The sequence below is a fragment of the Streptomyces sp. NPDC018693 genome (genome assembly GCF_044391385.1).
Taxonomy (GTDB): domain Bacteria; phylum Actinomycetota; class Actinomycetes; order Streptomycetales; family Streptomycetaceae; genus Streptomyces.
Genome location: NZ_JBIRZZ010000010.1, coordinates 105,780 through 129,645 on the forward strand (window position 1 = coordinate 105,780; position 23,866 = coordinate 129,645).

The 23,866-nt window shown below is 69.9% G+C and carries 30 protein-coding genes and 1 tRNA gene; 7 read left to right on the forward strand and 24 right to left on the reverse strand.

Features of this window, described 5'->3' with window-relative positions:
* Positions 1-11 precede the first annotated feature (11 nt).
* Genes ACH5AC_RS25065 through ACH5AC_RS25075 form a run of 3 tightly spaced genes read right to left on the reverse strand, consistent with a single transcriptional unit; the run spans position 12 to position 2,283 of the window.
* Positions 12-1,757 (reverse strand): hypothetical protein, encoded by a 1,746-nt coding sequence (locus ACH5AC_RS25065; RefSeq protein ID WP_398864373.1) that lies wholly within the window; start codon positions 1,755-1,757, stop codon positions 12-14.
* On the reverse strand, positions 1,754-1,948 hold the full coding sequence (locus tag ACH5AC_RS25070) for a hypothetical protein (RefSeq protein ID WP_398864374.1): 195 nt from the start codon (positions 1,946-1,948) through the stop codon (positions 1,754-1,756). The genes ACH5AC_RS25065 and ACH5AC_RS25070 overlap by 4 nt, the downstream gene beginning before the upstream one ends.
* Positions 1,945-2,283, reverse strand: a complete 339-nt coding sequence (locus tag ACH5AC_RS25075) for a DUF1360 domain-containing protein (RefSeq protein WP_398864375.1) — start codon at positions 2,281-2,283, stop codon at positions 1,945-1,947. Before ACH5AC_RS25075 ends, ACH5AC_RS25070 begins: the two co-directional genes overlap by 4 nt.
* Before the next feature lie 339 nt (positions 2,284-2,622).
* On the opposite strand from ACH5AC_RS25075, the gene ACH5AC_RS25080 reads away from it, so the two are divergent.
* The 5 genes from ACH5AC_RS25080 (at position 2,623) to ACH5AC_RS25100 (ending at position 5,791) form a co-directional block, all read left to right on the forward strand.
* Positions 2,623-3,024, forward strand: a complete 402-nt coding sequence (locus ACH5AC_RS25080) for a hypothetical protein (RefSeq protein WP_398864376.1) — start codon at positions 2,623-2,625, stop codon at positions 3,022-3,024.
* Positions 3,025-3,581: 557 nt separating this feature from the next.
* Positions 3,582-3,926 carry a hypothetical protein gene (locus ACH5AC_RS25085; RefSeq protein ID WP_398864379.1) on the forward strand — a complete coding sequence of 115 codons (345 nt, stop codon included), beginning with the start codon at positions 3,582-3,584 and terminating at the stop codon, positions 3,924-3,926.
* Between the two features lie 19 nt (positions 3,927-3,945).
* Complete coding sequence (locus ACH5AC_RS25090) at positions 3,946-4,221, forward strand: hypothetical protein (protein ID WP_398864380.1); 276 nt, start codon at positions 3,946-3,948, stop codon at positions 4,219-4,221.
* 71 nt (positions 4,222-4,292) lie between these two features.
* The gene (locus ACH5AC_RS25095; protein WP_398864382.1) at positions 4,293-4,499 is read left to right on the forward strand and encodes a hypothetical protein; all 207 of its coding nucleotides are present in this window, start codon (positions 4,293-4,295) and stop codon (positions 4,497-4,499) included.
* An 89-nt stretch (positions 4,500-4,588) separates the two neighbouring features.
* Positions 4,589-5,791 (forward strand): PIN domain-containing protein, encoded by a 1,203-nt coding sequence (locus tag ACH5AC_RS25100; RefSeq protein ID WP_398864384.1) that lies wholly within the window; start codon positions 4,589-4,591, stop codon positions 5,789-5,791.
* Positions 5,792-5,833: 42 nt separating this feature from the next.
* Here the strand turns inward: ACH5AC_RS25100 and ACH5AC_RS25105 are convergent, their stop codons facing one another.
* Positions 5,834-6,085, reverse strand: a complete 252-nt coding sequence (locus ACH5AC_RS25105; RefSeq protein WP_398864386.1) for a hypothetical protein — start codon at positions 6,083-6,085, stop codon at positions 5,834-5,836.
* Between the two features lie 58 nt (positions 6,086-6,143).
* Here ACH5AC_RS25105 and ACH5AC_RS25110 point away from each other — a divergent pair, with 58 nt between their 5' ends.
* Complete coding sequence (locus ACH5AC_RS25110; protein WP_398864388.1) at positions 6,144-6,389, forward strand: hypothetical protein; 246 nt, start codon at positions 6,144-6,146, stop codon at positions 6,387-6,389.
* A gap of 21 nt (positions 6,390-6,410) precedes the next feature.
* Here the strand turns inward: ACH5AC_RS25110 and ACH5AC_RS25115 are convergent, their stop codons facing one another.
* Positions 6,411-7,154, reverse strand: coding sequence for a DUF6292 family protein (locus tag ACH5AC_RS25115; protein ID WP_398864390.1), 744 nt, complete (start codon positions 7,152-7,154; stop codon positions 6,411-6,413).
* A 119-nt stretch (positions 7,155-7,273) separates the two neighbouring features.
* The gene (locus ACH5AC_RS25120) at positions 7,274-7,624 is read right to left on the reverse strand and encodes a hypothetical protein (RefSeq protein WP_398864392.1); all 351 of its coding nucleotides are present in this window, start codon (positions 7,622-7,624) and stop codon (positions 7,274-7,276) included.
* Positions 7,625-7,750: 126 nt separating this feature from the next.
* Here ACH5AC_RS25120 and ACH5AC_RS25125 point away from each other — a divergent pair, with 126 nt between their 5' ends.
* Positions 7,751-7,939, forward strand: a complete 189-nt coding sequence (locus ACH5AC_RS25125) for a hypothetical protein (protein WP_398864394.1) — start codon at positions 7,751-7,753, stop codon at positions 7,937-7,939.
* A gap of 8 nt (positions 7,940-7,947) precedes the next feature.
* Here ACH5AC_RS25125 and ACH5AC_RS25130 read toward each other — a convergent pair whose 3' ends face one another.
* From ACH5AC_RS25130 to ACH5AC_RS25215, 18 genes are all read right to left on the reverse strand, one after another.
* Positions 7,948-9,534, reverse strand: coding sequence for a hypothetical protein (locus ACH5AC_RS25130; protein ID WP_398864395.1), 1,587 nt, complete (start codon positions 9,532-9,534; stop codon positions 7,948-7,950).
* Positions 9,535-9,536: 2 nt separating this feature from the next.
* The gene (locus tag ACH5AC_RS25135) at positions 9,537-10,208 is read right to left on the reverse strand and encodes a hypothetical protein (protein ID WP_398864396.1); all 672 of its coding nucleotides are present in this window, start codon (positions 10,206-10,208) and stop codon (positions 9,537-9,539) included.
* An 83-nt stretch (positions 10,209-10,291) separates the two neighbouring features.
* Positions 10,292-11,152 carry a ParB N-terminal domain-containing protein gene (locus ACH5AC_RS25140; RefSeq protein ID WP_398864398.1) on the reverse strand — a complete coding sequence of 287 codons (861 nt, stop codon included), beginning with the start codon at positions 11,150-11,152 and terminating at the stop codon, positions 10,292-10,294.
* On the reverse strand, positions 11,116-12,573 hold the full coding sequence (locus ACH5AC_RS25145; RefSeq protein ID WP_398864400.1) for a hypothetical protein: 1,458 nt from the start codon (positions 12,571-12,573) through the stop codon (positions 11,116-11,118). Before ACH5AC_RS25145 ends, ACH5AC_RS25140 begins: the two co-directional genes overlap by 37 nt.
* 110 nt (positions 12,574-12,683) lie before the next feature.
* Positions 12,684-12,757 (reverse strand) — tRNA-Arg (locus tag ACH5AC_RS25150).
* 131 nt (positions 12,758-12,888) lie between these two features.
* Entirely contained in the window at positions 12,889-13,413 is a 525-nt protein-coding gene (locus ACH5AC_RS25155; RefSeq protein WP_398864402.1) for a hypothetical protein, read from the reverse strand.
* A 125-nt stretch (positions 13,414-13,538) separates the two neighbouring features.
* Positions 13,539-14,687 carry a ParB/RepB/Spo0J family partition protein gene (locus tag ACH5AC_RS25160; RefSeq protein WP_398864403.1) on the reverse strand — a complete coding sequence of 383 codons (1,149 nt, stop codon included), beginning with the start codon at positions 14,685-14,687 and terminating at the stop codon, positions 13,539-13,541.
* Between the two features lie 167 nt (positions 14,688-14,854).
* Entirely contained in the window at positions 14,855-15,169 is a 315-nt protein-coding gene (locus ACH5AC_RS25165) for a hypothetical protein (protein WP_398864404.1), read from the reverse strand.
* Between the two features lie 98 nt (positions 15,170-15,267).
* Positions 15,268-15,954: a hypothetical protein gene (locus ACH5AC_RS25170; protein WP_398864406.1), complete on the reverse strand. Its 687-nt coding sequence runs from the start codon at positions 15,952-15,954 to the stop codon at positions 15,268-15,270.
* Positions 15,955-16,038: 84 nt separating this feature from the next.
* Positions 16,039-17,148 carry a magnesium chelatase domain-containing protein gene (locus ACH5AC_RS25175; RefSeq protein WP_398864407.1) on the reverse strand — a complete coding sequence of 370 codons (1,110 nt, stop codon included), beginning with the start codon at positions 17,146-17,148 and terminating at the stop codon, positions 16,039-16,041.
* 119 nt (positions 17,149-17,267) lie between these two features.
* Positions 17,268-17,486 carry a hypothetical protein gene (locus tag ACH5AC_RS25180; RefSeq protein ID WP_398864409.1) on the reverse strand — a complete coding sequence of 73 codons (219 nt, stop codon included), beginning with the start codon at positions 17,484-17,486 and terminating at the stop codon, positions 17,268-17,270.
* Positions 17,487-17,590: 104 nt separating this feature from the next.
* A complete protein-coding gene (locus ACH5AC_RS25185) occupies positions 17,591-19,390 on the reverse strand; it encodes a DNA cytosine methyltransferase (protein ID WP_398864410.1) in 1,800 nt (599 codons plus the stop codon).
* A gap of 131 nt (positions 19,391-19,521) precedes the next feature.
* The gene (locus ACH5AC_RS25190; protein WP_398864412.1) at positions 19,522-19,752 is read right to left on the reverse strand and encodes a hypothetical protein; all 231 of its coding nucleotides are present in this window, start codon (positions 19,750-19,752) and stop codon (positions 19,522-19,524) included.
* Positions 19,753-19,851: 99 nt separating this feature from the next.
* Complete coding sequence (locus tag ACH5AC_RS25195) at positions 19,852-20,895, reverse strand: hypothetical protein (protein WP_398864414.1); 1,044 nt, start codon at positions 20,893-20,895, stop codon at positions 19,852-19,854.
* A 67-nt stretch (positions 20,896-20,962) separates the two neighbouring features.
* On the reverse strand, positions 20,963-21,262 hold the full coding sequence (locus ACH5AC_RS25200) for a hypothetical protein (RefSeq protein ID WP_398864415.1): 300 nt from the start codon (positions 21,260-21,262) through the stop codon (positions 20,963-20,965).
* Positions 21,263-21,377: 115 nt separating this feature from the next.
* A complete protein-coding gene (locus ACH5AC_RS25205) occupies positions 21,378-22,205 on the reverse strand; it encodes a class I SAM-dependent methyltransferase (RefSeq protein WP_398864416.1) in 828 nt (275 codons plus the stop codon).
* Positions 22,206-22,285: 80 nt separating this feature from the next.
* Positions 22,286-22,690 carry a hypothetical protein gene (locus tag ACH5AC_RS25210; RefSeq protein WP_398864418.1) on the reverse strand — a complete coding sequence of 135 codons (405 nt, stop codon included), beginning with the start codon at positions 22,688-22,690 and terminating at the stop codon, positions 22,286-22,288.
* A 136-nt stretch (positions 22,691-22,826) separates the two neighbouring features.
* Positions 22,827-23,852: a DUF3560 domain-containing protein gene (locus ACH5AC_RS25215; RefSeq protein WP_398864419.1), complete on the reverse strand. Its 1,026-nt coding sequence runs from the start codon at positions 23,850-23,852 to the stop codon at positions 22,827-22,829.
* Positions 23,853-23,866: the final 14 nt, after the last annotated feature.

The following is a 23,866-nucleotide window of genomic DNA, read 5'->3' on the forward strand; positions in this document are numbered from 1 at the left end:
TCGCCGGCGGGTCATGCCGCCAGTCCCACGCAGGAGGTGACGACGGCGGGCACGACGTCGTAGGAGTGCTCGATGCCCGCGGCGATCAGCTCGCGGGTGTAGCCGTCGAGCGCGGCCGTCAGGCATGTGGGGTCCAGGCCGTACCGCTTGGCGATCTCCGGGACGCGCGCCCAGGCGCCATCAAGGAGGCGGTACTGCTCGACCTGCCCCGGCTCCACCTTCAGCGCGGTGTGCAGGGCTGCGGCCTGGATCTCGCGGGCCTTGGCGCGCTCGGGCCGGGGGCAGACCGGTGTGCGGAGCAGCTTGTCGCCCGCGGTGGACAGGGCGGCCCAGATCAGGCCGTCCGCTGCCGCGAGGAGTCCCTCGCCAGCGGCGGGGCGGGCGGAGGCGGGCAGGGTGTCGGGCTCGTCCTGCGTCTCGTCGACCGGCAGGTCCGGCTTGGTGGGCGGCGCCTGCTCCTCGTCCTGGCCCTCCGTGTCGGTCTGGCTGCGGGCGGCTTCCTCGTCGGCGCCGGGGGCGTCGGACTCCTCGAAGCCGGTCTCGCGGCGCAGCGCCTTGGCGGAGATGACCTTGCGGTCGTACGCCTGCAGAGCGGTCTCGGAGCGGTTGGTGCGCACGCGCAGGCCGGCGGTGTCGTACCAGACGAGCCAGCGATGCCAGTCCTCGACGTTCTCGGCCTGGAGGAGGGGGCGCAGCCACTGCTGTGTGAGGGCGTAGGAGACCGTGGCGAGCTTCGGCTCGATTCCCATGCGGATGGCCTCGGACGAAAGCATCCAGGCGCCCCAGTGATTCGTGTCCTGGAGTCCCAGCAACAATTCCGCAGGGATCTCCAAGCCCGTGGCGAACCGCTTGATCGCTTCCTCTCGGAGGCGGATGGCCAGCTCGTCGAAGTTGGACTCGAACGTCAGGAGCTTGAAGTCGCTGATGCTGTCGGCGGGGACTTCCAGCACGATCGGCACGGTGGCCGCCGCGCTCTCGGGTTCACGGATCGCCGTCTCGGCGATCATCATCAGGACCTCAATGAGGTCGTCTTCGGCTTCACCCTGGCCTGGCCGGGTGGGGAACCGGACACCCTTGGGGACAAGGAGGATGCCCCGGCCGGTGAGGCGGGAGCGGGCAATGGCCTTGACTGCGGCGTTCAGCAGCCGGAGTTCTTCGAGCAGTTCCAAGGAGGACAAGACCGGCGAGTCGGCCAGCATGGAGTCCTCGGGGTCCGGCTCCCACACGCGGATGGCGACCGGGGCGTCCGGGTCGAGGTTCTCGGGGTCGCCGGCCGGGATCTCGACGTCCTCGCCGTCGATGGCGACGGTGAGCTTGCCGGACTGCTGGCGGACTTCCTTGGTGGACAGCACGCGCCAGTCGTGGCCGTCTTCTGGGGCGAGCGGGTTCAGGATGTCGCTGTTGGGGCGGACGATGATCCAGCCCTCGCCGGGGACGGTGAGGTGCTTGCCGAACGCGCCGAGGAGCTTGGACTGTCCGTCGGGGCCGCCTGCGATCTGCTGGACGATCTCGCTGGCGCGGTGGTTGTCGGGGGCGGGCTCGATCGTGCCGTCGTCGGCGCGGCGGCCGGCGTACAGGGTGGCGCCTGACATGCCGTTGGCCATGTAGGTCGCGGCGAACCGGACTTCGGGGGTGGCGTGGTACATCTGCCAGGCGAGGCCCTGCCTGCCGTCGCTAGCGGTGGCGTTGCGGGTCCCTCGAATCGTCTTGCGGTCGATGTAGCGGGAGGCCGCGGCAGCGATGTCGGGGCGCGTCACGGCTGTCCTCCGGGCGTGCAGTGCGGGCATTCGTGTCGGACGTCTGGGAGGGGGCGGCCGGTGACGCAGGCTTCGATCTCGGCGTCGGTGGCGTCGCCGATGTAGCGGGCGCAGCCGTTGCAGGCCCGCTTGACGCGGATGCGCCTACCGCCTGCGGACAGGTCTCGGTCGGGGGAGTCGGGGCGGCTCATTCCGCGTCCTTGCGGGAGTCGTCCCAGCGGTTGAGGAGGACGGCCGCGCCCGCGACGGCGAACCATTCGATGCCGTGGACGAGGAGCGGGGCCTGGTCGAACTGGCCGGTGACGAGGAGCCAGGTGGCGAGGAGAGCGCCGGAGATCCACCAGCCGATGCAGTACGGGCAGGAGATCAGCGTGACGGCCGCTGTCCGGACGGGGCTGTCGACGTTGCGGCTGTGCCAGTCGAACACGACCGCGCGGGCGGGGTCGAGGATGGTGTCGTGGATGGCGAGCTGGGTTGCCCGGTACCCGGCGAGGGCCAGGAGGACGAGTTCCAGAGCATCGATCATGACCGGCCCCTTGCAGAGGATCTTGCAGTGCGGCGGGCACTATAGGTCATTTGGTGCAAAGGGTGCGTCGTAACTGATCACCCAGCGAAGGGATTTGATCTCCTTGGTGCGCCGGTGCACGGAATGCCGGTTCTGCTACAGTCCGGCCCCGCGCGCCCTGAGCAAGCGCGCGACCGGGAGAACGGCACCGGCGGTCATGCCGCAGCCATGCGTCCGGACGGCGGGGGTTAGCGCATGCCCCCGGCCGTCGGTGCCACCTTCCCCGGTCTCTCCGTCTCACGGGCCCCCGCAACCCCGAGCGCGGGGGCCCGCCCCCATTTGCGGAGGGCGGTGAATGCCGTGGCCTGCAAGGTCGCCGACTGCGAGACGTGCCGCCCGCACGGCATGGTCGAGTGGGGCGCAGTCCGCGCCTGGCGGATGCGCGAGGAAGACGACGAGGGGATCGGCGGCATGAAGCGGCCCTGCCCCCGCGGCGGCTGGTCGCCATTCAACTGGTGGTACGACACGCGCAGGCCCCCATGGCGGCAGCCCCGGCGCGAGCGCCTCGAAATGGCGCTGCGTCGGTTCGCCCACCGCCGGGGCTGGCTGTGGTCCCCCTCGCAGGCGTGGCGGGGCGTGCCGTTCGGCCGCCACGGGGTCCGGCTCCTGCCGGTAAACAAGCGGCACGCCGCCAACGTCCTGCGCGGGCACCAGCAGTTCGACGAAGCGATGAACCGCTGGCTGGACCGCAGCGGCGGCTAGGCACCACAGCGGTGTTCCCGGCGGTCCGGGACGGCCCGTGCTGTCGAGTCCCGGGCGTCAAGGCGGGGAGCGGGAATGAGATCCCGTGGCGGCGGGGCCGGACAGCAACGGTGCTCCGCCGTCGGGACTTTCCCGCTACCTTCCCCCATGAGTGACGAGCACGCGACGGACGCCGCTCATTCCTCCACCACCCTGCGCCGCCTCATGTGCCGGCACGGCACGAGCCATCCCCCGGCTACGAAGAAGAGGGTCGCCAGGGCCCAGGCCCAATTCCACGTCACCCCGGTGACCACGGCCGCGAACCATGTCGCCAACTTGAAGCGCTGGCACCGGCACCAGCCGGCCCATGTAGCGACGGCCCCAGCCACAGCGATCACTACAGCCGCGACTATCGCCAACGTGCCTGGCTCGATCATGACTTGACTCCCCTTCCGTCGCACGGGTCACGCTACGCGCAGGAGTGACACCGACATGCCAAGGGGTGGCCGAAGGTATGCGTGCTGGCTGAATTAGGCTCCGCAGGTATGACGAGCACGCTCAGGGAGGCGACCGTACGCTTGCGAACTCTCCAACAGGAACTGGAGAGCGGTACGTGGACGCCGAGCGCTCCCGAACGGACGGCCGCCGCCGTCATCCTGACCGCACACCCCCACACGGCCCGCGCGGACGCGATCCTCGACGCTTTGCGGACCGCCGGCCCCGGTATCGCGCCGACCGGCGGCACGGAGTTCTCAGCCCTCCTTGTCCAGTCGGCTTCCCTGCTGCGCTCGCACCGCTTCGCGATTTCCACCGACGGGCATCGGCTCTGGACGGGGCTTCTCAACCTGGTCAGCGCCATCGTCAAGAGCACGTCCCCGCCCTCATGGGGCAGCAGGCTCTTCGGTAGGTTGCTCGCCAAATAGCCGCTGAGGAGGAAGAACCGTGCAGAGTTCCGCTGGCCGCAGCACGTACGCCACGTACCAGGCGTACAACTGGGCGAGGGTCGCCGGTGGCCTGAAGATCGCGTTGAAGGAGCGGGAGGCGGCCCGGCAGCGCAGCAACCGCGAGCCGGATTCGGTCAGCGAGTGGCAGCGATGGCTGCTGGACCACCTCGACGCGGAGGGCATAGACGTCCAGCAGGCGATCGGTCTGGCTGAGATGTGGGTCAGAGTCGCAGGCGTTCAGTCGCAGGCCGACGACGCCATTCCCGGACCGTAGGGGTAAGGCTCATCCCGCTGCTGCCTCGGCTACGGGACGCCGAGCTGATCATCGAGGTCACGCCCCGGCTCTTGGCCAAGCAGGACCGTACGGTTGATGACGTCCTCGGACCGCTGCGTGAGCACGGCTTCCACGTCTACTGGCTCGCCAACGACTACGCCGCCGAGAGCTACCCGGCCGCGATGCGCCGGCCGACGCCCGCGGTGCGCTGGCGGAAGCCCGTCACCGAGATGACCGACCTGCTCCTCTCCCGCGTCGACGCGGGAGCCCTGGCGTAGTCCGCACGTCGTACGAGAAAGCCGGTGCATGCGTGCACGGGCTCCTGGAATCCTTGATCTCGCAGCGCCGAGAGACGGGGAGCCGAGCGTTGATCATTCTGGACACCAGTATCCTCCGATCCTTCAGCCCGGAGAGCAGCAGCGCCGACCTCCTGCGCGCGATCCGGGCTCTCGAAGCCGAGCAGGTCGCGGTCCCGTGGATGGTGCTGGAGGAACTGACCGCTCAGCAGGCCATCAAGTACCGCGAGAAGTACGACGCGGCGGCCCAGGCCGTTGAAGCTCTCAGGCAGGTCTATCCGCTGCCGCTGGAGGTGCCGCTCGGCCCTTGTGAGGCGGACGAGGTACGCATCCACTGGCGGAATAAGTGGAGGGAGGTCGTGGACGAGGTCAAGACGAGCGAGCAGGTGTTGCGGGAGGCGGCAGTCCGCGAGGCGAACAATCTTGCCCCGTGCAAGACCGCGAAGGGCTTCAAGACAGGTTTCCGGGACGCGGCGATCTGGCTGTCCGCCGTGGAGTACGCGCGTGAACACCCGGACGTGACGGTCTACTTCGTCAGCGCCAACACGAACGACTTCGGCAAGGGCGCCCCCTACCCGTCCCCTATGGACGAGGACCTCGCCGGTCTGGAGGGGCGGTTCGTGCACTTGATCAGCATGGACGAGGTGGCCGACCAGTTCACGGAGCCGGCCACACCGGACGAGGCCCTCGCGGTGCGCATCCTGACGTCCCGGAACGTGACGGAAGCCGTCTTTCAGGCGGCCCACGAGACCCTCGCCCTTCCCCTGGACGGGTCGTTCCCGTGCACCGTCTCAACCGGGCTCGCAGGCGAGAACGCGGTTGTCCCGGCGGTCGGATGGTCGACGTCCAAGGTGCGCTTCGGCGAGATCGAAAGCATGCAGGCGTACCGCATCGGTGATCACGAGTGGTACACCGCCGTCGTGCGTTGGAGCCTGGGCGGAGCCGTCCTCGCCGACGTCCAGGGCAAAGCGAGCACTTGGGGCGGCTGTGCCTGGACGACGTCGGTCCTGTTCACGCCGAGCATCGACGAACCACGCCTCACCGTGCTTCGCGACGACACGCCCCGGGCGCTCAGCGACGACGAGTTCAAGGCCCTGGAGATGCCGATCTCGCAGCCGACCCCGATAGAGAAAGCCGTCCAGGAACTCGCAAGGGCGGCCTCGCTCGCTGTCACTCTGCCCGGATTTCAAGGCGTCTCGCGCGCCTACGAGGGCGCCATCCTGCGGAAGACTCAGGGCAGGCAGATCCGGCTCGGCGACACCTCGGCGGGCTGAGCCGGTCCCCGGCGGGAGGGAGCACTGCCGGGGACCGGACGCTCAGAACAGGGCCATTTCCTCGACGTCGGCGGCCTGCTCGGTTTCGACGAGGAACATTTCGAGCTGCTCGCCGGGACGGGGCAGGTCCACGATCGCCAGGGAGCCCGCGCAGGACACGAGGGCATCACCGAATATCTCGGGCCGCTCGGTCGGGTCATGCCGCCACAGACGGCCCTTGGTGGGCCGCCCAGCCACTATCCCGGCCGCGATGTGCCGTCGGCAGAACTCGCACTCAACTCGGGGCATCTTCACGCAAACCAGTCTGACCGAATCCCCCGCCGCGCGTCCTGGCCTTCCCTACGCTGACCGCATGACCGCTGTGAACGACGCCCAGGTCCGCGAGATCCTCCGCGAGCACCGTGATGGAGGCGCCATCAGCCGCCTATACGCCACCGGCGAGATCACCGAGGACACCATCCCCGCCCTCGGCGTGCTCACCTACGACCTGGAGCAGCAGGGCCGGGACGAGGACGCCGAGCGGGTCGGCGACGTCATCAGCTACGCCCACGAGGCCGGGGAGCGCCCGCCCGTGGACGGCTGGGTCGGCAAGCTGTAGGCCGCCGACCCAGCCGGTTCACTACGGCTGCTCGCGGTCGGCAAGGTCGGGGCACGCAATCTCGTCCCCGTACACCTCGACCTGGGCGTCCTTCCACCCCGCCGTCCGGTACTCAGCAGCGCCGGGGTATTCGCGGCGGATCACTTCCATCATCTGGCGCTCGAAGAATTCCAGCACGGCCGCTGGGGTGTCCGGCAGCTTCATCGTCCACTTGCCGTGGACCTTGCCGTCTGGCATGACCGCTTCGACCGCGAGCACCTTGCCGGGCACCCAAGCCATGGCAGCTTCGGGCTCCGATACGTGCAGGTTGCCCTCCATCGTGATCCTCATCGTGTGGGCGTCGAGCTGTGCTTCCAGGGCCTCGTCGTGGTCGCCGTAGAAACGGTAGGCCGGGTGGGGCCGGCCGGTCGGCTCGGGCTGCTCGGTGAGCGCGGCCTGGACGACGGCGAGCAGCTCGGCCGGGGCCGGGAGCACCTGGTTGCACAGCGGGTGCGTCAGGCCCGTGACGATGCTGTCGGGCGCGGCGACGTGGAAGTTCCAGCCGCGTTCCTCGGTCCACGACATCCAGACTTTGCGGACGCCGTAGACCTGCATCGTGGCGAGGCGGGCGAGGTGGATGTGCGCGCAGCGGATGGGCTCTCCGTCGTCCCAGACGTCTTCGAGGAAGTCAACGTCGGCGACGGAGATGCCCGCCTGGGTTAGCGCTGCGGCGACGGCTCGAATGTAGGCGCGGTGGGATTCGTGCAGGGGGACATCGAGGGGCACGACAGCTCCGAGGAGTCGTCTCCCGCTCGGCCCACAGCCAGCAGCGTAGAGGTTGCCGGGACACCCGGCGTCTGATCTTCACTGTAGCGGGCTCTGCCCACTTGTGTCCGTCATTTGCGCTACAGGGCGAGGAAGGCGTGGATGACCGGGCAGTCGTCCCCGTCCATCGGGCATCCGCCGTCGACGGGGCGGTGCGGTGCTAGGGCGACGTCCCGCATGAACGCTGTCTGCGCGATGACCCGGGCCGGCTCATGCAGAGCGATGTGGTCGGCCAGATCGGCGTCGAGCTCGGTCGTCACCTTCGGGTCGGCGCTGCTGTCGTCGCGAGTGAGGAGGAGGTACTTCGTGCCCCACAAGGCGGCGACCGCCTCGACGCGGTCGTAGCCGACCCTGCGGGCCGTGGCCTCCACCTGGTCCAGACACCCCATGACCGCCGCCCATGCCTCGTCGAGGCTGCTGTTCGCGCCCACTTACCGATCCTCCTGCCGTACGGTGCTGCCGCGCCGCTTGCCAGCCCGCCGCGCCCATACTGTCCGGGCTGCGGCGCCCTGGCAGCGAGGCGTGGTGAGCGACGTCCGCCCGTATATCGTCAGCGCATGGACGATGACGCGCTGCACGCCGCTCTGCTCGACGCCATGCTGGATGCCGCGGCCACCTCCCCCATCCAGACCGTTCAGGTCGAGACCAAGGACGGCGTGGAGATGCTGTTCTACGGGCCGGCGGGCAACGACCAACACGCCGACCAGGGAACGATGTTCATCCCGCGCAGCGTGCTGCCCTCCTGACGCCCCGATCACTTTCCGATCCTCCGCCCGTATGGTGCCGCCGCGCCGCTCGCCAGCCCACCCCGCCCGAACTGGCCCGGCTGAGGCGCCGTCGGGAGCGGGGCGTGGACGATGGCGCCCTGGTTGGCCTCGGGGATCAGGCCGTACACGAGGACACAGGAGGCGTCGATACGGCCCGGCGAGTCGGCGTCGGTGGGCTGCCAGGTCGCCCATTCGTTCTCCAGGTCGACGAACGCGCCGCGCAGCCGGACCCTGTCCTCGACCATCTGCTGGGCGATCGGCTCGGCCCTCAAGAGCTTGCCTTGCTTGGCGCTGACCGCGTCGATGCCGGGCATCAGCTTGCCCTTCGGGATGGCGCCCTCGTTCTGCAGTGCCTCCCACGCCGTGCCGATCGCGAGCGTGCACATGTCGCGGCCGAAGTTCCACTCGACATAGATCACGCCCGCGTTCGTCTCGTGGGCGAGCAGGCACGCGGTGCGGGACCACTCCGCCGACGACATGGCCTTCGTGCGGTCGTGGGTGATCCAGACCCGGTTGTCCGCGCCGAGGAACCCGCCGATGACGCCCGCGGTGTCCCGGCCGCCGCCGCTGGGGTCGATGGAGACGGCGATCTTCTGCGGCTCCACCACGGTGATGCCGTCGCGGATCGAGCGCAGCAGGTCGCGGGAGACGAGCGCACCCTCGGACGGCTGCGGGTCGCCCTGCGACAGGGCGTGCCAGTCCCGCACGGTCGACGTCTTCTTGACGTCGTCCCACCAGGCGATCAGCTTGCGCCGGTTCCTCGTCGGGATCTTCGGGTGCGGCAGCGGGTCGCCGTCCCGCCGGCCGAGCGGGTCGGGCCCGAACTTGCTGGGGTTGGCGATGGCCGGGAGGTGGACGACCTTCCAGCGGCCACCGTCCTCGAGTCGCCCGTCCTCCTCCAGCCGGCGGCCCGCGAAATCATCGGGATGCCATCTCGTCTGGATCGCCACCACGGCGTTGCGGTCCGGCTGGAGACGTTTCAGGGCGGCCGACGACCACCAGTCGTGGACGCGTTCGCGCATCTTCTTCGACTCGGCCTCGGCACGGTCCTTGTGCGGGTCATCGACCACGAGCAGGTTCACGGAGAAGCCGGTCAGACCGGCTCCGAGGCTCACGGAGCGGACGCCGCCGCCCTGGTTCGTGTCGTAGTCCTGCGCCGCCTCCGACCCGGGCAGCAGTGACAGCCCGTACTCGCCGCCGTAGTCGCCGATGTACTGCCGGATCGCCTTGCCGCGCCTGAGTGCCAGGTCGTCGGAGTACGAGGTGACCGCCACACGGTCCTCGCCGTGCAGGCACAGCCACCAGAACGGGAACCACTCCGCCACGGTGGTGGACTTGCCGACCTGCGCCGGGGTGATCACCAGCAGCCGGTCGTACTCGCCGCGCTCCAGGCCCACGAGCGCGTCGCTGATGACCTTCAGGTGCGGGCGCATCCGGTAGCCGGGATCCAGGCCCCGCGCGAGCGTCGCCGGATCGCGCAGCAGGTCCCGGGCCGCCGCGAGCTTGGCAGCCTGGAGCCGCCGGAACACCTCCGTGTCGTCGAGGTGGCCCAGCTCTCCGAAGGCAGGCGTCACCGTCACTCGTCACCGTCGTGCTCGTCGCCGGCCGGGGCGGGCTCGTCCTCCTGGTCCTCGTCGTCGAGCGGGTACGTCTCCTCGCCGTCGTCCTCGTCGTCACTGTCGTCGGTGGCCTGCGCGCGGCGGGCGACAGTGGCCGCGAGCTCGGCGAGGCGTACGCGCCGCTGCTCCGGGGGCAGGGCCGCGAATTCCTCGATCTGCACCGAGAGGGGATCGCCGCCGGGGCCGGTGACCGCGATCGTGGCGGTCGGGTCGCCGAGGAGCGTGCGCCGCCACTTCATCGTCGTGTCCACGAAGCGGGTGAACTCGGCGAGCGTCATGTCCGGGGCGAGCTGCTGCACGCGGGGCAGGGCCTGGCCGATCATGCCGGTCATGATCCGCATGATCTTGACGTCCTCGCGGGCCGCCCGTCGCCGCTCCTCTTCCATCTCGGCGGCGTACTGGCGGGACAGGTGGGCGTCCCATGCGGCGGCGCGTTCCTGCCAGCGGAAGCGGGTGGCGATGACCTGAGCGCTACGGGGCGTGAACTTCAACGCCTCTGCAACGGTGCTCAGCGAGCGTGCAACACCTTGATCGCGGAACGTGAGGAACTGGCCATACTTCTTCGGTGTCTCGCCGGGCTGCCGCTCCCAGGGGTCCAGCGCGGGGTCGAGGGTGATGCGGTCGCTCATAGTGCTCACCGGTTCCTGGGGGTGAGAAGGGGCCCGCGAAACCGCGTGCAGGGGCTTCGCGGGCGCGGTGGGACAGGGAGGGGTCAGGCGGTGGCCGGCTCGTCCTGCTCGGCGGCCTGCTTGGCGTGCTCCTCGACCTCCCGGCGGGCGAGGTCCGTGAGCATGGCGATCATCGTGGTGAAGTTCCGGACGTCCTTGCAGCGGCCGAAGGCATACACCGCGGCGGCGAACTCCTCGAACATCTCCACGGGGGCTACGCCGACGAGGTCCGTGCCGTTCGCGATGGCGGTGACGGCCTCCTTGAAGTCCTCCATCTGGTGCGGGAGGAACATGAGCGTCGCGGCCCGCCAGTCGAACTCTCCGTGCGGGATGGCCAGCTTCGTGTCGTCGGGCTCGACCGTGGGGAGCTGGTTCTCGTCGAGGCCAGTGGCAATCAGGTCGTCCACGTTGTCGATCATCGAGACGAGCTGCGCGAGGACGTCCTTGTCGGGGTCGCCGTGGAGTTCGTTGTGGGCGATCTGCTTCGCAATGACCTCGGAGCGGCGCATCGTGCGGGTGTCGATGATGGCCGGGATCCGTGCGAGACCCGCGGCCCGTGCCGCCCGGGAACGGTGGTGGCCGCTGATGACCTCGATCGGGCCGGTGCCGCCGGGCTGGTGGCAGTAGGGCAGGGACTCGACCATGCCGCGCTTGCGGATGTTGCCGGTGAGCCGCTCGAAATGGCGGGGCTGCATGACCTGGGCGTTGATGTCCTGCTCGCGCAGCGAGGCGACGTCGACCCACCGGATGAACAGGTCCTCGCCGATCTGCATGACGTCCTGCGGCGGGTTGCTGGTGTCCCAGGACATGCCTGTCGGGCCCGGGTCCGGTGCGGGCTCCGGCTCCTGGTCCTGGGGGGCCGGGGTGATCACTTCTGCTTCGCCTTGCTGCGGCTTGCGCGCCATGCCTTCTCCTTCGCGAGGAACGTGGTGAGGGTGGTCGGGATGTCGTCCAGGACCCAGTCGGCGCGGTACGACAGCTTGTAGCCGTCCGGGTGCTTGGCCCGGGATTCGAGCTGCATGAGGCCGCGCAGGCCCTTGGCTTCGGGGTGCCGGGTGTACTCGACGGTGACGAGGCCGTTCGACGCGGCGAGGAGGATCTCCGAGGCGCCGGTGAACACGAGCTTCGCGGTGTCGCGGCGCAGCGCGAGCATCGTCGCCAGGCGGGTGAGGCGCAGCTCGTAGTGGGGGGCGCCGAACGCGAACCTCATCAGCAGGTGCGTCGTGTACTTCGTGGCGCCGGGGTACGGGCGGGTCATGGTCTCGGCGCCGTAGCCGATGACGCCGGCCACGTAGCCGTCGACGGTGACGAGCATGTTGTACGAGCCGGGCGCGGCGGCCAGGCGGTGCATCCACAGGTCGCGGTAGTAGTCGACCTCCGTGCCCTTGGCGGGGATGACCTCTACGCGGGACCCATCGGTGACCTGGTGGTCCGGGGGGATGATCGGTAGGGAGGTGGGGCCGGTGGACCGGGACATGCCCAGGGCGACCTTGGGCCCGCCTGTGAGCTCGAAGATCTCCTCGGGTCGGTTGCTGATGACGTAGGCGCGGGCGACGTCGCCGAGGGGGTGGGCGAACACCGGGGTGGGGTGGGCGGCTACGCCGGTGCGCTCCTCCTGCAGAAACATCAGCAGCGCGGCCTTGCCTTCCATGTGGTCGGCGAGCCGCTTCATGTCGACGTCCGGGTCGAAGACGCTGTACGGCGGCTCGTCCCATGCGATCCGGCCGCCGGTGTCGAAGAACTTCTCGAAGCCGGCCTTGTACGTGGGCGGCGCGGCGATGATGATCGCCGAGGGGTCGTCTTCGGCCTCGGCGATGTGGTCCCACATGCACTTCGGTGTGAACTTCACGCCGGGGAGCCGCTCGCCGATCTGCCGCAGCGAGTTGGCCAGCCGCTGCTTGTGCTCGTCCTCCCGCTCGATCATGTCGGTGACGAGGTTGGTCCAGTAGTCGACCTCGGGCTTGGCCTGCATGCGGGCCAGCCAGTGCACGTACAGGAGGTGGGCGGCCTGCTCGTGCGGCGGCAGGTCGGGGATGTCCACCGGCTCCCCGTCGAGCGTCATGCCCAGGCTGGCCAGGTCGCCGCCCGACACGTAGGTGCCGACGATGCCGGTGTAGAGGGTGACGTCGGACGTCTCCATGCACGAGGGCGGGATGCCCGCGTTGGCGGCGACGAGCGCCGCGGCGAACGAGCCCACCCCCACTTCGACGTAACGCGTATAACGGTCGCGGGGGAGCTTGTTGAACACCTGCCGGTAGAAGGCCCGGTCGGGGGCTGAGGAGTTCCCGGCGAAGAGGACGCCGGGGGCAGCGAATCCAGCTGGCATGGGGATCCCAGGGGGTCAGCGGTTCGCTCGGCCCACAACCAGCAGCGCGGGGCACAGGGTAGATCAGACGACGTCGGCCCCGCTCGGAGAGCCGAGCGGGGCCGGTGCGGACCGCGAGGGAGGACTCGAACCTCCAACCTCCGCCTTCGAGAGACGGTGCTCCATCCAATCGAGCTGCTCGCGGGTGGTGGCCGTGACGCCGGGCAGAAGGCTAGCAGTTGCCCTGGTTTGTCCGTCGGACGCGTACGGCCGGACGAGGGGCGGCAGGCCGGTGGCCGGGAAGCTGTCCCTTCCCGGCCACCGGCGTTCAACCCGTCACCACAGGGTGGGCGGAGCCGGCGGCCGGGCCTTGCGGGGCTGACTCGGTGCCACACCTGCCGGGTTGGGGAGTTCCGGGATGTCCCAGCCGTACCGCGCTTCCGCCCACTGGGCGTACCAGCGGCGGTGGCAGCCGTCCGGGCCGTCCTTACCGTTGACGTCCTCGAAGCACATCAGGCAGGCCGGGGTGCCGGGGTAGCGGGCCGCCAGCTCCTGGAGCGCGGCGAGGATCTCGCTCTCGTACGTCCGGAGCCGCGCGTAGTAGACCTTCCGCTCGATCTCGATGTTGTTCACACCGGCCAGTGGGCCGCGCATCAGCTCGTACGGGGCGAGCGCCGGGATGGTCTCGAAGCTGTAGCGGACGAAGCGGGGCCGTCCGACCGTGATGCCCACCGGCAGGTAGCCGCTGTCCGGCCGCCAGTTCTGGTAGCGGGTGGTGGCCAGCTCCAGCAGCTGGGTCACCTGCCGCTGTTCGACCGGCGGTTCGGGCGCAGTGAGGTCGATCTGGCTTACATCGAGCACTTCGGTGCCTTTCTGTGATGGGTTGTACTCTTTCATCCTTCACCAAGCCACCGGGTTTACCCTCATTGTCCCGGTGGATTTGGCCAAGGGGCCCCGCCGTGCGCGGGGCCCCTGCGCCTCCTGGACTAGGAGGCGATGGTCTCGGTGATGGTGGTGGCCTCGGCCTCCGGGGCGACCCTGAGCGCTCCCGCCAGGACGGTGGCCGCGGTGGCGGCCTTGGCCAGGTTGGACGCGGCCTTGGTGGCCACCTGCCGCAGGTGGTCGACCCGCATCTTGTTGCCGGGGATGCCGCCGTGCGCACCGGAGAGGAGGAGCGCCAGCGTGTCCGGGTCCATGTCGGCGATCTCCTGGAGGATCTTGCCCGCGTCACCGAGCTTGCCGATCTTGCTGACCAGCTTCGCCCGGTCGGCCACGATCTGCTCGCGCTTGTCGACGTCCACCGCCAGCTCGGGGAACATGCTGTCGTCGGCCTTGTCGGCGCCGGGAGCGTCCTCGGCGAGGACGAACATGACGCTCTGGCTGGCCGCCTCCTGCTCCTCGTTGCGGACCCTCGTGCAGAACATCTCGGCCTCCCTGGGGCTGTTGAACTGGCCGCGCGTCCAGCGGGCGATGAACGCGTTCTGGTTGGCCGGGCTGATCTGGGAGGCGTACCAGGCCAGGCCGACCGGCAGGTGACCCTTCATCAGCGCCTCCTGCACGGCGGGCACGAGCTTGAGGAGGGAGAGCCGGAGATCCACGAAGTTCCACGACTTCCCGACCCGCTTGGCCACCTGCTCCGGGGTCAGGCCGAAGTCCACCAGCTTCTGGAAGGCTCGCGCCTCCTCCAGCGGGGTCATGTTCTCGCGGCTGAGGTTCTCCGCCACCGACCGCTCGAAGCCCTCCAGCGTCTCCGAGCCGCCGTCCAGGCCGTGGGTCACCATCGCCGGGATGTCGGCCTTGCCCGCCAGCTTGGAGGCCCGCCAGCGCCGCTCGCCGGCGATCAGCATGTACCGCTTGGTGCTGGCGATGTAGCGGAGGCCGATGGGCTGCTGGACCCCGATCTCGGCGATGCTGTCGGCGAGCTCCTGGAGCTTCTCCTCGTCGAAGACCTCGCGGGGCTGGTTCGGGTCGCGGTCGATCCGGTCGATCGGGACGAGCTTGAACGCCGTCTTGATCTCGGCCGGGGCCGCCTTCTTGGCCGGGGCCTTGCGGGCGGTCGACTTCTTCGCCGCACCCTTGGTGGCGGGGGCCTTGGTGGTGGCCTTCTTGGCAGCCTTGGCGGTGGTGGCGGTCATGGCGTCCTCCGTGGTGGGTGGGTGGTGTGTCGTGCATTCATCATTGACCAAGAGACTCGGGGCAACCTCGGTTTACCGATTGATTTGGTCAATGAATCGGCAAGTATGCCCAGGTCAGGGCATTGCCGGGGCCCGCGCCCCGGAGGGCGCGGGCCGCTGGGCGGCCGTCAGATGAAGCGGGCCAGCTCGCCCGCCGCCCGGGTGAGGAGGTTGTCCCCGCCGTGGCGGATCAGGTCGCGGGTGGCCTTCGCGAGCTCGCGGCGGTTGTGCTCGTGGCGCTCGATCATCTGGCGGTGGAGGGTCTTGCCGGTCTCCACGAGCGCCTCGGCGTCGAGCTTGCCGCCGCTGACCGTCCGGCGGACAGCCACGGCCCATTCGGTCTGGCCGCTGCGGGCCAGGCGCCTCATCAGGTCGAGCGCGTCGTCCGCGTCGCCCGCGCCGGCGATCAGCTCGATTTCTTCGGTGAGGGTCCTGATGTCCATCGCTCGCTCCCTGGTGGGTGGGTGGTTGATCTACATTCAGCATTCCGCCAACCCACCTGGCCAACCTCGTTATCCCGGTTGATTTGGTCAAGGAATCGTCAGGAAACCCGCAGGTCAGAGCCGGTGGCGAACAGGTCGAGCTGGTCGCCCTCGGCGGCCGGGGCGGGCCGCCCGGCGCCCTGGTGGACGAGGTGCTCGGCGACCGTCCACCTGGTCCACTCGGGCGCGTGCTTGCCCTGCTGGCTCGGGGACGTCGTGAGGATGAGCAGGTCGGCGCGGGCCTGGTGCACGGTGCCGTCGCAGTGCAGCCAGATCTCGCACCTGGGGAGGCCGACCGCGGTGACCATCGCCAGCCGGTGGATGTCGCCCCATCCGGGGTCCAATGCACCTGGGCGGACCCAGACGAAAGTGCCGAGGTTCACGTCGCCGGGCCCGGCCGGGTTGTGCTTGTAGGGCGGGCGCTGGCGGACCGGCCGGGACGGCTTCGGCGGGTAGAAGTGGCTCGGCGGGTAGTGCGGGCGGCGCGTGGCCTTGAGCTCGGCCGCCTGCCACCGGGTGACGTCGGCGGGGGTGTAGCAGCGGGGGCCGACGTGCCAGTTGCGGGGGCCGTGCTTCTCCCGCCAGACGGCCTGGCCGCATGTGCAGCGGCTTTCCGTCAGGTACTCCCGCCCGTGCTCGCACGGCCAGGCGGTGGCGCACGGGCGGCAGGTCGGCTTGCCGCTGTCCAGGCCGTGGGGAAGGTGTTCGTCGCGGAGGCGGATGGGCCGGATCGTCCAGGCGGTCATGTGGCGTCCTTTCTCGGGCGGGCGGGTGGAGGATGAGGGGTGGGCCGGTGAGCGCTCCCTGCTCCCCGGCCCGCCGACCAGCTGCTACTGGGCCAGGACGTGGACGTTGCTGCCGCTGCTCTTGGGGCCGGTGCAGATGTACTCGCCCCACTCGTCGTTCAGCCGGTTGCCGGTGCCGTCCCAGATCAGCGGCTTCTCGCACTGGGCGCACGGCCCGGCGTCCTCCCCCGGCGTCCCGCTCGGCCGGGCCGAGGCCGTGAGGGTGGTGGGCTCGTGCATCTCCTCGAGGAAGTCGAGCGCTGCCGCGAGGGTGGTGACGCCGACCGCGGTGATGTCCTCGTTCCGGCTGACCTTGTCGAAGTCGTCGGCGGCCACGATGAACTTCAGGTAGCCCGCTTCCTGGGCCATGCGCACGGCCATAGTGACGTCGTGGATGGGGCGGACCCGGCCGTCGAGCCCCAGCTCGCCGATCAGGGCCACCCCGTTGAGCGCGGCCGGGTCGATGGCGCCGGCCGCCGCGAGGGCGGTGACCGCGAGCGTCAGGTCGGCGCTGTAGCCGGAGGTGACCGTCCAGTGGGCGCTGACCCGCATGTGGCCGGGCTCCCACTCCAGGTCGCTGTTGACAATGGCCGCGCGGATGCGGTCGCGGGTTTCCCGGATGCACGCGTCGTCGAGGCCGTCGAGCTCGAAGGCCGGGGTGGCGCCGGGCGTGTACTCGGCGCGGATCGAGCCGTGCGCGCGGCTGGCGGGGAACTCGGTGGCCGCGGTGCCGCGCTGGGTGCCGGTGGGGAGGGGGATCGACCGGTACGGCTCGCCCTCGGCCGCCGTCTCCCATCCGGCCTCTTCCAGCCCGCCGAACAGGAACGCGTGCTTGAGGAGGTCGGTGACGTCGTCGGCGAGGCTGTCGCACAGCGGGCTCGCCGGGGTGAACGGGGCGCGCCAGAGGGCCTTGCCCTTGCCGTCGCGGACCTCGTACAGCTCGCCGTCGCTGGTGTCGGCGGTGATGGCCGCCGCGTCGGGCAGGACGTCGCGGATGAGGCGGGCGGCGTATTCGAGGGTGTTGCGGTGCAGGGCCTGGCGGGCGCGGGTGGCGTTCTGCAGGGCGTCGTCGGCGGCGTGGGAGAGGGCGGCGGTCACGGAGTCGGTCTGGACGGCGAGGTGATCGTGGTTGGCGGCGTGCGGGGTGGTGGTCACGGTCGGTCCTTTCGGGTGGGTGGAGTGCCTGGTGGCGGCTCCGGGGCGGGCGGCGCGCACCGGGCTGGGGCCCGTCGCGCTGCCCGCTCCGGGGGCGGCCGGCCAGCCGCCCGGCCGGTTCAGTAGCCGAACTCGCAGTACTCGCAGAACGTCGTCCGCACCTCCCCCTTGTTGTTGGTGAGCGCCGCCAGCTCCGACCCGCAGTCCTCGCACTCGCCCAGGTCCCGCGTGGGGAGGGGGGTGGTCATCCGGCCCGCCGGGGGCAGGACGGGCGCGGGACTGACGTTGACCGTCGCGGTGACCGTGCCGCTCGCGTTGCTGATGAGGAGGATCGCCATCGTGTGCTCCCTGGGGTTTGTGGTGGTGTGTCGTACTTCATTCATTGACCAAACCCCCCGGTTTACCCTCTCTGCGCCGGGGGATTTGGTCAAAGAGTCGTCAATCAGGCGGCCAGGTCGTAGCGGCTGATCTCCTCGCCGGTGATGCACTCGGCGAGCATGCAGATCAGGATCTCCGAGACGTTCGGGGTGACCGCGTTGCCGAGCTGCCTAACCCTGTCCCTCTTGCTGCCCAACACCACGTAGTCGTCAGCGAAGGCCATCGCGCGCTGGATTTCGTGAGGCTGAAGCATCCTGAACAGGACGTCTTCGATGTTGATGTCGCCCTGGACGATGGCGAACCGGTCGCGGGTGGTGAGGGCGCCGACGGGCTCGCTGACCGGGCGCGGCGTCCCGTTGCCGTAGTACGGGGCCAGGAACGGTTCCCAGGTCACGAGGGACTGGTGGCCGGTGGCGGTGAGGGCCCGCATCGGCTCGGCCAGGTCGGTGCAGTGCTCGCCGCCGTCACCTCGGCTGCCGTTGTTGCGCATCATCATGCCCTGCACGGGCACGGCGGCCAGGCCGTGATGATTGCCACTGGCGCAGACCGTGGCGAGCGGGTCGGTGACCGCGCGGACGTCGCTGGATCCACCCCGGATCTCGGTGATGAACGGCAGCCACGCGAGGCCCGCTTCGGCCCTGGCGGTCTGGGTCTGCATCGGCCCGTAGATCGTGCGGGCGTTTTTGCCCTCGCGGCCGTCGCAGGGGACGAGCAGCGGGGGTACTGCGAGCGCGTCGTTCTCGCGGGTGGTGCGGGTCGGCATGGGGTCGAGGAGGTCGGTGGCCGCGTCCCGCCAGGTGCCGCCGGTGGGGACCATCATCGGGCGGGCGAACTTGTCCAGCCCGGCCTGGATGCGCCGCATCGTCTTCTCGGCCAGTGGCGTCTTGCGGTCGCCGATTCGGCCACCCTTGATGGACCAGTCGATGGCCGCCGCGGCGGGGAGCGTCTCGGGTTCCACGATCCGGTGGCCGCACTTCGTGTTCGGGCACCGGTAGTCGTACTGGCTCTTGTACCGGCCCATGTCGACGCCGGGCTTGCGGAACACCTGCCGCGCCTTGACCATCTCGCCGCAGCCGGTGCAGAACGCGGAGGGGGCGAGCCACTTCTCGAAGTTCGGGTTCCGGCCGAGGCTCGCGTGCCAGTAAACGAAGTACAGGCGGTCACGGGACTGCGGCGCCCGGTGTACCGAGCGCGGGTCCGCGTGCATGCTGTTCAGCGCGACCAGCTTGGTCCGGTAGCCCAGCTTGTGGAACTCGGCCACCCAGCGGTCCCACTCGGCCCACTGGCGGACGTCGACCACGTTCTCGACGACCCCCGCCTTGACCAATCCCCCGCGCTCGATGACGCCCCGCAGGTAGAGCGGGATCTCCTCCATCAGGGCCCGGCTGGCCTGCTCCTCCTCGGTGGGCCCGCCGCTGTCGCGCTCCTCCTCCGTCTGGAACTTCTCCTCCTCCAGCTCCGCGTACAGGTCGAGCAGGTCGCCCTGCACGGCCTTCGCGAAGTCCCGCTTCTTCCCCTGGGCGATGCTCCACTTGGTGCACTCGGGCGAGCCCCAGTGGATGTCCGTGATCGGCCAGGCCCAGACCGGGGCCTTGCGGATGTCACCGATGTAGTGGGCGACGCCCGGGAAGTTCCGCTCGTGGCTCTCGATGGCCCGCCGCCAGTGGTTGGCGGCCCGAGTGACCGTGACGTTCGGGACGGCGTCCGCGCCCTGGGTGGACCCGCCGGCCCCACAGAACCAGTCCATGACCGACAGCTCGGTGCCGTCGTGCTTGTACGCCTTCGCTCGCCGACGTCGGGCGTACGTCTGGGCGCCTCCCGCGGCCGAGGCCATCGTGCGGGTGGTGGAGGAGATGTAGGGCATTCGCGCCGTCCCTTCGGGGTGGGTGGGTGTGTCGTCCTCGATCATTGACCCCACTCGTCGGGATAACCTCGTTATCCCGGTGGATTTGGTCGAATTGGGCGGGGGTGTGTCCGCGCCCCCGCCCGGGGCGGTCACCCGTAGCAGATACAGGTGGAGCGGGAGGAAGCGGGCGTTCCGTAGTGGCGGTGGGCGAGGTTGAGGAGGTTGGCGAGGGCCTGGCACACGTCGGAGTTCTCGTCCTCCCTGGCCAGGGGGACGAGGGCGTCGTGGAGCCAGGGGGCGAGGAGTTCCAGGTCCTCACGGGCGAGGAAGATGCCGTCTCGGGCCGGGGCGTTCTCCGTGGCGATGATGATGTGCTCCATGACCCCTCCTGGGGGTGGGTGGTGAGTGGTGACACCTCATTCATTGACCCCGCCCGCCGGGATACCCTCGATATACCGGCAAATTTGGTCAAGGAATCGTTAGGAGAACCGGAGCCAGTGCGGGCCGCTGGCGGTCAGGTCGCTGCCGAGCGCCGCATGCAGGGCCGCGTCCGCCTCACCGAGCGTTTCGCTGTCAAACGGACCGCCGTCGCCGATGTTCAGCTCGGTGTAGCCGGCGAACACGCCGACGATGCGGGGGGTGCCGTCGGTCTCGAAGAGAGCGGCGGTCACCTCCGGGGCGAGCGCGCGGAGGATCTGGCCGATGCGGGGTGCGGCCTCCTTGAGCGCCAGCGACTGGTCGCGGGTCATGCCGCAGTCCTCGCACTGGGGGACGTGCCAGTCGTGGCCCTCGCTGCACGTGCACCACCAGGACGCGTAGCTCCACGTCCATTCCCAGGCGGCGATGGCGTAGCGGCCCTCTTCGTCGGGCTCGATGACGTCGGTGCACTCGTCGGGGCCGTCGTCGCCCAGCTGCTGCCAGGAGACCTTGAGCACGACGACCATCGGGCGGCCGTCGCGGTCCGTTCGGCCTCGGTCGATGACGTGCACGGTGTCGTCGACGAAGTCGGGATGCTCGGCCTGCCGCTGGATCTCGGCGGCCAGTTCCCGGACCGTGTCGAGGGTGAAGCGGGGCGAGACGCTGCCGTTCCACCGGTCGGCCGGGTCGACCATGGCGTCGAAGGGGCCGAGCGAGCCGCCGAGGCAGACCTTCGTCTCGATGCTGCGGACCCGGGAGGCAAGCCTGCGGAACTCGGCCGGCTCGTAGTGCCCTTCCCAGCGGTCGCCGTCGTAGTCGAGCGAGTCGGCGAGCGTCTGGCAGAGCTTGCGGTACAGGGCCTTGCGGTAGGGAAGACTGCCGTCCTCGCGGGCGGCCTGCCATGCGGCCACCCAGGCGTTCCGGTCGAAGGGGAGCATGGGCGGCAGGTCCGCGGCCACCTGGAGGCAGGCCCTGCGGTCGAGGTAGGCGCTGCCCTCGCCGGTGGAATCTCCGCCCGCCTTGGCGCGGCCTCGAAGGACGAGCGATACGAGGGTGAGGGCGTTGGCGAGTTCGCGCGGGGTGACGTCCGGGGTGGCGCTGGTCATGACGGGTACCTCTCGGTGAGTGGGTGTGGCGGGGCGCCCCGCCCGGCGGGCGGGGCGCCGTGGGTGGTCAGGCGGCGAAGGCGGCGATCCACTCGGCCGCGCGGGGCGGGAGCTGGCGCGGGCCCGCGTGGGTCATCTCGTTCTCGACCTGGCGGGCGAAGTGGTTGAAGCGCCAGCGCGGGATGTCCTCGCCCCGCTCGATCTGCTGGGCCAGTTCGTGGGCCCGACGGGCGCAGGCCCTCATCGACTCGCGCTCCGGGCCGTTGGGCATGAAGTCCGCGCGGGCGCCGGCGACCAGGCCGTAGCCGGTCAGGCTGGCGGCGACTGCGAGGGGGCCGGTGGTGACGGTGAGGGTGGTGGTGGCCATGTCGGGCTCCCTGGGGTTGGGGTGGTTGGTTACACCTTCCTCCTTGACCAAACCCACCTGGTTAACCTCGTTGAGCCGATAGATTTGGTCAAGAAAGGGTCAGGAAACCCGCAGGTCAGGCCATGGCGAACAGGTCGAGCTGGAGCGGCTGGCGCTGGTGCCATCCGTGGGTGGGGAGAGTGCCGTCGGGGTCGGCGTCCAGGCGCAGCAGGACGGTCCGGATGGACGCCCCGGAAGGTTTGAAGGCGTCTTCGGGGAGCGGGGTGACCTCGCCCTCGTTGTCGGCGATCAACTGGCGGAACTCGACCGCGGCCCGGTCGGTGTGCCAGGTGATCGACTCGGGCATGACGGCCACGAGGGTGCCGCCGTCCTTGAGGAAGCCCAGGGCGTGCATGACGTGGCCGATGGCGTTGGAGAACGGCGGGTTCATCAGCACGCGGTCGTACGGCTCGTCGAGGGCGAGCGGGTCGAGGTCGAGGAAGTCACCCTGGATGACCTGGCGGGCGATGCCGAGTTCTCGGAGGACGTGGGCTCGGCGGGCGTCGAGCTCGACGCAGTCCACGATGCCCATCTCCTCGGCTGCCCGCTTGGCGAGCGAGCCGGTTCCGGCAGAGGGCTCCAGCACGGTGTGACCGACCCGGATCGAGGCGTGCTCCAGCATGTCGAACACGACCTTCGGCGGGGTCGGGTACCAGCCCTGTTCGAACTTGCTGGGCCACTCGCCGGCCGCGATGCAGGCCCGCAGGAACTCCTCCACCGGGAAGGGGAAGACGTGGGCTCGGACCGCCTTGCGGCCGTCCCACCGGCCGCCGACGTCTTTGAGCATGACGTTCACCCGCTTGTACAGGGCGTCGTCGAGCTGGAACGGGATCTGGATGCGGTTGCCGCTGATGATCGTGCGGTCGTCGGCGAGGACGGCGAGGACGTCGCTGGGGATCTGCATCGGATGCTCCTTCATGCGTGCGGGCAGAACTGGGGGCGCCCCGCCACTGAGGGCGGGGCGCTGAGGGTGGGTGGGTCAGATCAGGCGGGGATCGCGGCCTCTTCGGTGTCCTGGATGTCGAGCGCGGCGCACCGGAGGTCGTTCTCGGTGGCGAATTCGCCCTTGCGGATACGGGCGAGCATGCCGGCCTGGCCTTCCGGCCTGAGCTGGGCGATGTAGTACCCGCTGTCACCGGAGATTGCCCCGCGGTCGACCATGCCCTGGGCGTCCTTGATGAGCTTGCGCAGTGCGAGCCGGTTGAAGACCCGGGCCCAGTGGACGCCGGTCATCGGGCCGATCTCCTCCGGGGTGTATCCGGCGTCGACGAGGAGGCCGAAGATCCGGGCCTCGATCATCGGGGTGGTGCCGGGCTGGTCGATCTGATCGGCGATCTGCTGGGCGAGGTGGGCGGGGATGAGCTTGAAGGTGGTGATGGTGGCGGCCATGTCGGTCCCTCCGGGATGGGTGGTGAAGTGGTGACACCTTCAACATTGACCCCACCCGCCGGGATAACCTCGTTACACTGATTGATTTGGTCAAGGGTGGGTCAAGGGGCCCGCCGCTGCGGGCCCCCTGCGCCCGCTACGCGGTGGCGGCCTCCGCCTGGAGCTGGGCGGCCATCTCCTCGCCGCTCATCCGGCCGGTGACCTTGTCGTACGGGAGGGTGCTCGTCCTCGTCCCGAGCTGGTTGTCCCGGTTGTAGACCCGGGCCCGGAAGTCCACCGACTTCGGGACGCTCAGCGTCTTGGCGTTGACCCGGAGGACCAGGTACCACCGCTCGCCGGTCCGGCAGTAGTCACCGGGCGTGAAGTCCTCGGGCCGCCAGACCTTCGCGCCGTCGGCCTCGGCCTGCTCGATGTGACCCGCCCACGCGGCGATTTCCTCGCACAGGTCGTAGTGGTCGGCGTCCAGCCGGACGAGGTTGTCGAACAGCGCCTCGGGGTCCAGGGGCTCCCCCGCGGCGGCCTGCGTGACGGCGGCCTGGACGGTGGCCGACATCTGCCGCTCGATACGGCCTCGGTAGGCCCGCAGCCGGTCCAACCGGCGCAGCGTCGTCCCGACGTCCTTGCGGTGCTCCTCGAAGGTGGCCGCCGCGTCCGCGAGGCCCCGGCACCGGTCCGCCTCCTGCTGCTCGACCACCGACTGACCGAACAGCTTCCGCGCCCTGGCCAACTCGCGCATGTGCTTGCCGGCCGAGTGGTGATCGACCTTCACCGGCTCGCCCTGGTAGCTCGCCGCGATCCGGCGCCCCTCCGTCCACTTCGCGTCCGAGGACTCCTGCAGACGCTCGGCCCGCGCGTCCAGCCGTACGGCGCGCTCGCCGGCCCGCTGGTAGCTGTCCTCCTCGGCTTCCTGGAACGTCCGCCGTACGGTCTCGTCGATGGAGAGGGTGACCGTGTGGTTTTTGCCCTCCAGGGCAGCCTTGGCGCCTCGGATCCGGCGCATGTCGGCCGCCCGGTCCCGGGAGCCGCGCAGGTAGATGTGGCCGACGGTGCGGGCGTAGCGGAAGCCCCACGGGTTCAGCAGTTCCAGGATGCCGTCGCCGGGCTCGGAGCCGACGATCAGCGTGCCCTCGGCCCGCGTGTGCCTGATCGTGATCTCTGCCATGTCGGTTCCCTTCC